The organism is Niallia sp. Sow4_A1 (assembly GCF_052116745.1).
In the GTDB taxonomy this organism is placed as follows: Bacteria; Bacillota; Bacilli; order Bacillales; family Cytobacillaceae; genus Niallia; species Niallia hominis.
Map to the genome: position 1 here is coordinate 25,365 of NZ_JBQKKM010000052.1, position 7,861 is coordinate 33,225.

General features: G+C 32.8%; 5 protein-coding genes, 1 tRNA gene and 1 rRNA gene. 3 read left to right on the forward strand and 4 right to left on the reverse strand.

All coding sequences use genetic code 11. From position 1 onward, the window contains the following. Positions 1 to 78: 78 nt before the first annotated feature. Both ACTQ5K_RS21310 and ACTQ5K_RS21315 read left to right on the forward strand, forming a co-directional pair. Positions 79 to 1,251 (forward strand): beta-ketoacyl synthase N-terminal-like domain-containing protein, encoded by a 1,173-nt coding sequence (locus ACTQ5K_RS21310; protein ID WP_441994279.1) that lies wholly within the window; start codon positions 79 to 81, stop codon positions 1,249 to 1,251. 1 nt (position 1,252) lies between these two features. Beyond that, positions 1,253 to 2,974, forward strand: coding sequence for an ATP-binding protein (locus ACTQ5K_RS21315; protein WP_251628032.1), 1,722 nt, complete (start codon positions 1,253 to 1,255; stop codon positions 2,972 to 2,974). A 200-nt stretch (positions 2,975 to 3,174) separates the two neighbouring features. On the opposite strand, the gene nspC is transcribed toward ACTQ5K_RS21315, so the two are convergent. The 4 genes from nspC to ACTQ5K_RS21335 all read right to left on the reverse strand — a co-directional run bounded on the left by nspC (position 3,175) and on the right by ACTQ5K_RS21335 (position 7,230). After that, a complete protein-coding gene (gene nspC / locus ACTQ5K_RS21320) occupies positions 3,175 to 4,314 on the reverse strand; it encodes a carboxynorspermidine decarboxylase (protein ID WP_031536975.1) in 1,140 nt (379 codons plus the stop codon). Positions 4,315 to 4,324: 10 nt separating this feature from the next. Further along, entirely contained in the window at positions 4,325 to 5,524 is a 1,200-nt protein-coding gene (locus ACTQ5K_RS21325) for a saccharopine dehydrogenase family protein (protein WP_031536976.1), read from the reverse strand. Between the two features lie 282 nt (positions 5,525 to 5,806). After that, positions 5,807 to 5,882, reverse strand: a tRNA-Ala gene (locus tag ACTQ5K_RS21330). A gap of 655 nt (positions 5,883 to 6,537) precedes the next feature. Next, entirely contained in the window at positions 6,538 to 7,230 is a 693-nt protein-coding gene (locus ACTQ5K_RS21335) for an MgtC/SapB family protein (RefSeq protein WP_031536977.1), read from the reverse strand. Positions 7,231 to 7,794: 564 nt separating this feature from the next. Between ACTQ5K_RS21335 and ACTQ5K_RS21340 the strand changes: the two genes are divergently transcribed. Next, positions 7,795 to 7,861, forward strand: a 16S ribosomal RNA gene (locus ACTQ5K_RS21340); the annotation flags it as partial.

Consider the following 7,861-nt stretch of genomic DNA (forward strand, 5'->3'; position numbering starts at 1 on the left):
TTCGTTTATTTTACTGATGTAAATCGATTTTCATAGTAAAATACAAATGTAAGGAATATTATTTAGGAGAACATGAAGATGAAATCGGTTATTACTGGGATGGGGATAATAGGAGCGGGTTTTTCCAATATAAAAGAGTATACCACTGTACTTAAAAATAATAAAAGTATGTTAAAGCAGGAAGAATATGAAGGGAAATACATATATACTGGTAGGGTGCATGAAGAACAATTAATTAAGTTAAGTAGAAAGCAAGAAAAAATGTCTAAACCTGTACGTATGCTTCTACAAGCATGTAACGAAGCAATAGAGCAATCAAAAATTAATGTTAGGGATTATCGAACAGCAGTAATCGTTGGTTCTTCAGCAGGGGGCTTAGCAGATATTAGTAAAGCTGCTATTTCTTCAGAAAAAGGAAAAAGGCTTTCTCCTTATACAATTGGAAACATGAATGCTAATTCTTTATCCTCAAGCATTAGTGCTTATTTGGAAATAAACGGTTTATCATTATCGTTGGCAAATAGTTGTACATCGGGTATAGATGCTTTAAATTTAGCGAGAATATTAATTGAATCCAATCAAATAGATGTTTTTATAGTTGGTGCTAGTGATGAGTCTGTTTGTGACACTGTTATAAAAGGGTTTCTACCCCAGCGTGTTTTACAATCTGAAGAACATCCTCAACCCCTATTTGGACCATTTTCAGGAGGAAAAGGATTTTCAATCTCAGAAGGTGCTGGCGTGTTAATTGTGGAAAATGAACAAATTGCCATACAAAGAAATGCCTCTATATTAGGGAAAGTAGATGCTACTTGTGTAACACAGGATGCCGTTTCGCCCTATCAATCAGATTCAACAGGTTTGCTCATGCAAAAGGCAGTTGCTGAATGTCTTCAAGAGAATATGCCAACGTATATAAATAGTCAAGCTTTAGGTATATTGGAAAATGACCATATTGAAATAGGAGTTTATCAACGTTTTTTTGAAACGAATCAGATTCCGATTACATCTATTAAAGGAACAGTTGGCCATGCAATGGGAGCTTCTCCACTCTTTCAAATAATTGCATCATTAATAAGCATAAGTAATCGGTTTATACCAGCAACTATTAGCGCAGAAATAGATGCATATTATCGGAATTACCCAATAAATACAATGTTATTAGAACAAGAGATTGATCGGGTTTTAATAACAGCACACGGTTACGGAGGTAATAATGGGTGCGCTATGATAGCGAAAGGAGGAGCATAGTGTGGAAGCTATATTATTATTGATGGTTTCGTTAGTTCCACTCATTATTTCTGTGACGATAATTTTTTATTCACAGTCTCAGTTAACAAAGGCCTTATCTCTATTTTTATGTATGTTAGCTTTCTGGCAAATGGATATTGCTGTATTATATGCAGTAGATTTTTTGAAGCAGGAAACAATTGAACTTTTATTTAAAATATTTAGACTTGGAACTATCTGCATAATGCCAGTCATGTATTATTTTTCTTATTATTTAGTAAGCGAAAATAAAGAATTTAAACGATTTAGATTTGTGTTTAATAAGCCGTTTTTATACGTAATAATCATCTACAGTTTATTTGCATATTTTATTAATTTTACCAGCCTTGGCATTAAAGATTTTGTAGTAATAGAGGGTAATTGGCTTTCCTCCGAATATGTTCTTCCGATTTACGGGGAATGGAATATACTATTTATAATTAATATTGTCTTATTATATTTAAATACGATTATTTTATTGATCATTTCTTTTAAAATTAGAGATCCAATCTATAAAAGTTTTTATATAAAGTTTGTGATTGCTGTATTAATTATCTATATAAATGGTGTTTTTAGTGGTTATATTTTTATACCGCTGTTTTTTTCTAGTTTTAACTCATTAATTGCAGCAGTTATTTTATTCTTAAGTTTTTTCCAAATGCAATCAACACATATGAATATTATGAATATGGAGCTGTCGAGGCAAAGTGAATTATTAGAAGCGATTATGGATATAAACCCTAATTATCTATTAGTTAAGAATGGGAAAGATCAGATAGTCAAAATGAATCCTTCTTTCTTACATCTACTTTCATTAGAAAACAAGGTTTGGTTAGGTCAACCATTTTCTTATATTACAGATCGCATTAACATGGAAACAGAGAAACCTTATCGCTTTGTAGACAGTAGAGGGAAAAACTACTTTCTGATTTGGGGAAAAAAAGAACTTATACATAGTACTGGGGAAGAATATCATATTTATTTTGGTAATGACATTACGGATCAAAAGCATAATGAACAACTGATGATCTCTTCTGAGAAATTAAAAGTGGTAGGCGAGATGGCAGCAAGTGTCGCGCATGAAATCCGAAATCCTTTGACGACCATCAGAGGTTTTATTCAGCTACTCAAGGAGAAGAATGATGCTTCTGGTTATGAAACGATTTTAATTGAAGAAATTGATCGAATTAATGAAGTCTTAAAGGAATTGCTTATACTAAGTAAGCCAGAGGCGAAAGAAAATGAAAATAATATTCTGCCATTAACGAAAGTCTTTATGGAATTGAAAAATATTAAAGTTTTATTTCAAGCCCTGGCTAATGAACAAAATAAAGAGATTATTGTAGAAACTAGGAAGGATCAAGAATTAATAGCATCAATTGATAATTCCCAGTTTAAACAAGTAATGCTGAATATATTGAAAAATAGTATGGAGGCGATTTCGCCACAAACAGGTAAAGTAAAAGTTATTCTTGATCAGAAAAAGGATAATTGTCGAATTAGAATAATTGATAATGGTGATGGAATAAGTAAAGAAAGGCTAGCAAGAATAGGAGAACCTTACTATACAAGTAAAGAAAAAGGAACTGGTATAGGTTTAACAATTTGTTTAAAACTTCTTAAACAAAATAATGGAGATATGGTAGTGAAGAGTAAAGAGGGATGGGGTACAGTCGTAACCATTATGTTACCGTGTCATCATTAAACGATTATCCAGGGAAGGCAAGAAGTGAAAATGGGTTTTTTCTTTAATATTGTTTCTTTTCAAATTATTGATTACAAGATGGAATGATGCTTCAGACTGCAGTATTTCAAAACTCGTTAGCTTTACTAGAAGAATAAATAGCATAAAAAAGAGGATATTTGAAGGGGAAAGCCCCTTTAAATATCCTCTTTTACAATTATTTAAGATAATCGATTACTATAATCTTCAAAGACAAATTGGCGAACAACTTTTATTCCTTCTTCTTCATTATAGGAAGCTATAGAAGGTAAATTAACACCGTTAAACATATGGTTTTTTACCATAGTGTAGTGAGCCATGTCGCAGAAGACAATTTTATCGCCAGGCTTTAATGGCTTTTTGAAAGAATAATCGCCAATGACATCTCCAGCTAAACACGTCATTCCGCCGAGTCTATAGGTATATTCATTTTCACCAGGCGTTCCAGCATCAATAATATTCGGTCGATATGGCATTTCAAGCACATCTGGCATATGACATGTTGCTGATGTATCAAGAATAGCAATATCCATTCCATTATGAACAATATCAAGGACAGTGGATACTAAGTAACCTGTATTCAAAGCAATAGCTTCACCTGGTTCTAAATAAACATCTACATTATATTTTTCTTTTATAAATAATATAGATTCTACTAAGGTTTCAATATCATAATCTGGTCGTGTAATATGATGTCCTCCGCCAAAGTTGATCCATTTCATTTTCTTTATATGTTCACCGAACTTCTCATCAACTACTTTTATCGTACGCTTTAAAGTGTCAGAATTTTGTTCACACATTGTATGAAAATGAAGCCCGTCTATTCCATCTAATTCTTCTGGATTAAAGTTATCCATAGTTATGCCAAAGCGAGAGTAAGGAGCACAAGGATTATAAAGCTGTGTTTCTATCTCTGAGTATTCAGGATTAATTCGAAGACCTACATCAATTTTCTTTCCAGCGTTTTGAACCTTATCTTTAAATCGATTCCATTGGCTGTGTGAATTAAAAACGATATGGTCTGTATATTGAAGTAATTCATCGAACTCACTCTCAGCATATGCAGGTGCATACGCATGCACTTCTTTGCCCATTTTTTCATACCCAAGTCTAGCTTCAAATAATGAACTTGATGTTACCCCTGCTAAGTATTTTCCTACTAGAGGAAATACAGAGTGCATGGAAAAACCTTTTAATGCAAGCAGAATTTTTGCACCTGTTCGCTCTTGTACAGACTGTAAAATTTCTAAATTTCTCGTTAAAAGACGCTCGTCCACTACATAACTTGGGGATGGAGCTTGTGTAAAGTCAATCTTTTTCATTTCATTCCTCTCAATCTATAAGAGTTGGAGAGAAGTTCTCCTGCCATGGTAATCCATATTTATTTAATGCATCCATGAATGGATCTGGATCAAATTCCTCAACATTGTATACTCCTGGGCGCTTCCATTGGCCTTTCATAATCAGCATTGCCCCAATCATTGCTGGAACACCAGTAGTATAAGAAATTGCTTGAGATCCTACTTCACGATAACACTCTTGGTGATCGCAAATATTATATACATAATAAGTTTTTGGCTTTCCATCTTTTGTACCTTGAATGATACAGCCGATATTTGTTTTCCCTTTTGTTCTAGGTCCAAGAGAAGCTGGATCTGGAAGGATTTCTTTTAAGAACTGAAGCGGGATAATTTCTTTACCTTCATAATTAATTGGTTCAATAGATGTCATTCCAACATTTTCAAGAACCTTTAAGTGGTTTAGATAATTATCAGAGAAAGTCATCCAGAAACGGATTCTCTTAAGTCCCTTAATGTTTACAGCTAATGATTCTAATTCTTCATGATATAAAAGATAAATGTTTTTTGGACCAATTTGATCTAAATCATATTCTCTTTTTTCAGAAAGAGGTGGTGTCTCAACCCACTTGCCTTTTTCCCAATATCTTCCGTTCGCTGTGATTTCGCGAATGTTGATTTCTGGATTAAAGTTGGTAGCGAATGGATAGCCGTGATCTCCACCATTCGCATCGACAATATCAATATAATTAATCTCATCGAAATGATGCTTTTGTGCATAAGCAGTGAAAACACCTGTTACCCCTGGATCAAATCCACTTCCAAGTAAGGCAGTTAGACCAGCTTCTTCAAACTTTTGTTTATATTCCCATTGCCATTTATATTCAAATTTAGCTGTTTCAGGTGGTTCATAGTTTGCAGTATCTAAGTAATGTACACCAGTAGCAAGACAAGCATCCATTATAGTCAAGTCTTGATATGGTAATGCAACATTGATTACTATTTCTGGATTAAAGCTATTGATTAACTCAATCACTTCTTGTGTATTATCAGCATCGACTTGAGCAACTGAAACCTTTGTTTTGCCACCGTCAATTTTATCTTTAATTGCTTCACACTTAGAAAGTGTTCTGCTTGCAATACAAATTTCTTCGAATACATCCGGTACTTGACAGCATTTATGTGCAACAACACTAGCTACTCCACCAGCACCAATAATTAATGCTTTTCCCAACATGAATTACCTCCTTTAATACTACCTAAAAAAATTCAATAAGGCTGATTATACATAATGTGCGTAAAATAATCTATATAATCCAGTAAAATATAAAAAAATTTTAATGAAATTTAATTGATAGGAAATACAATTGTAAAAATAGGGAAGATTAGGAGGTTGAAATCTTAAATCAATTGATCAATTTGGAGGAAGAAGAGAAAGTGAAATTCAATTAATTAAGCTAACTATTGATAATAGACACAAAAAAACGACTATGATAGTCGTGTGTTTAAAACAGAATGGTGGAGACTATCGGGATCGAACCGACGACCTCTTGCATGCCATGCAAGCGCTCTCCCAGCTGAGCTAAGCCCCCAATTATAATGTTAATCTACATATATTATACAAAAATAGGCAGAAACTTCAAGTCTAAAAATTGAACTTAATCTATCTTTTTGATAAAGCTACACACTTCGGTAGATGGAATAAACAAAAACGGTAGGAATTACTAAAATAAGTGAATTCTTGTAAATTTAATTAAAAAGGGCAAATGCTGCAAATCTAAAAGGAACATATTATAGATAATACATGGGTTAAAACTATAAATGAAAATATAGATATTTGTTTTAATAGCTCACTTGGCATCCCCTTTTTCTGACTTTAGAGTAGGATAATATAACATTTAGTTAATTCCTTTAAATAAATAGCATTCATTTAAAGAAAAAAATTCCGAGAAAACAACAAATTTTTTTCACTCGAAGAATAAATAAGTCTTATAGCTTAGTACTAGATGCCGAGTATCTTGTTTTATCTTCACATTATAGCCTCCTATTAGATTTATTACCGTAAGGCTCTTCTGTGAATTTCACCGTACATTTCCTAATAAAAGGTTTTGAACATCTTTAAAAAATCCCAAACAATTATACGAACCTCCTATTCATTGGCATCTTCGTATAATTATTTGGGATTATTGTATGCTGGAATATTTTTGTCCAAGCAACTTTCTTTTTTTAGTATTAAGGAATATGAAATTAATTTAAACTTTCAATTTCAATTTCTTTTACACCATTAATTTCGGAAATCTCTTTATATACTTCGGTCACTTCTCTTTTTTGATTAACAATTAATATAAGGTAGATAGAATGCTCACCAGTTTCTAAATCTTTTATCCTTAAATGCTTTATTCCTGTTTTTAAACTTTGAATTGCTTTTATAATAGTAGTTACATTTTCTTTTTGATGGGCTTTTAATTTCACTTTAATTTCTTTTTCTCTTAGTTGGCGAGGACCAATCGTGCTCATAAAGATGGGTACGAATTTTACGCTGATTAATAGAAGTGTCACTCCAATAAGAGCTTCTATATAATATCCTGCTCCAACCGCGATTCCAATTCCACCTGCTCCCCAAATCAAAGCAGCGGTCGTTAAACCGGAAATACTATCATTTCCTCTTCTTAGAATAACCCCTGCACCTAAAAATCCAATACCGGAAACTATTTGAGCTGGCAAGCGCAAAGGATCCATTTGGATATTAACCTGATCGCTCCCTGGGAATTTATAAGCTGCTTCGATTGAGATAATAGTTAATAAGCAGCTCACAATACTTATTACAAGACTTGTCTTTAGACCAACTGGTTTCCGTTTGATTTCTCTTTCTAAGCCAATGATTAATCCAAGACCGGCAGAAATGCCTATTTTTAATAAAAAATCAATATTGATATCCATAACGTTCCATCTCCTGCTATTAGTTAGTATGGTAAGCTCTCCTTATTACCGAATAAGTAAATGGATGAAATTTTTTAAAGGAAACAGGAAATAAAACAAAGTGTATTCTTTTAATGAATTATAGTGGTGAAATCTATTAGAAAAAATCCTAACGTATAATATCCTTAAAACGTAATTAGTAAACACCCAATAATACTAATTAAGTGTATGTTAGAAAGGGAAAAAAATTCTTTGTAATGGAGGATAATCCGTCTTTTTTTAGTAACTTATAAAAAAAGTTTAAAAAAGTATTGACCTCAATATTAGAATGGTGTTATATTTATATCCGTCGCTGAAACAACAAGAAATGTTGAAGTTAACGGCGGGGAAAGTTTTTTGAAAAAAACTATTGACATTGAATGTTGATAGGTGGTATATTAGGAAAGTCGCTTCTTGAGTGGCTAACTAAATTGCTCTTTGAAAACTGAACGAACAAACGTCAATAATAATCATTTTATAATGAACATTATAGAATGACAACAAGTAATAAAAAGCTAGAGTTTAGCATTTGAGCTAATCAACTCTTTATTGGAGAGTTTGATCCTGGCTCAGGACGAACGCTGGCGGCGTGCCTAATACATGCAAGTCGAGC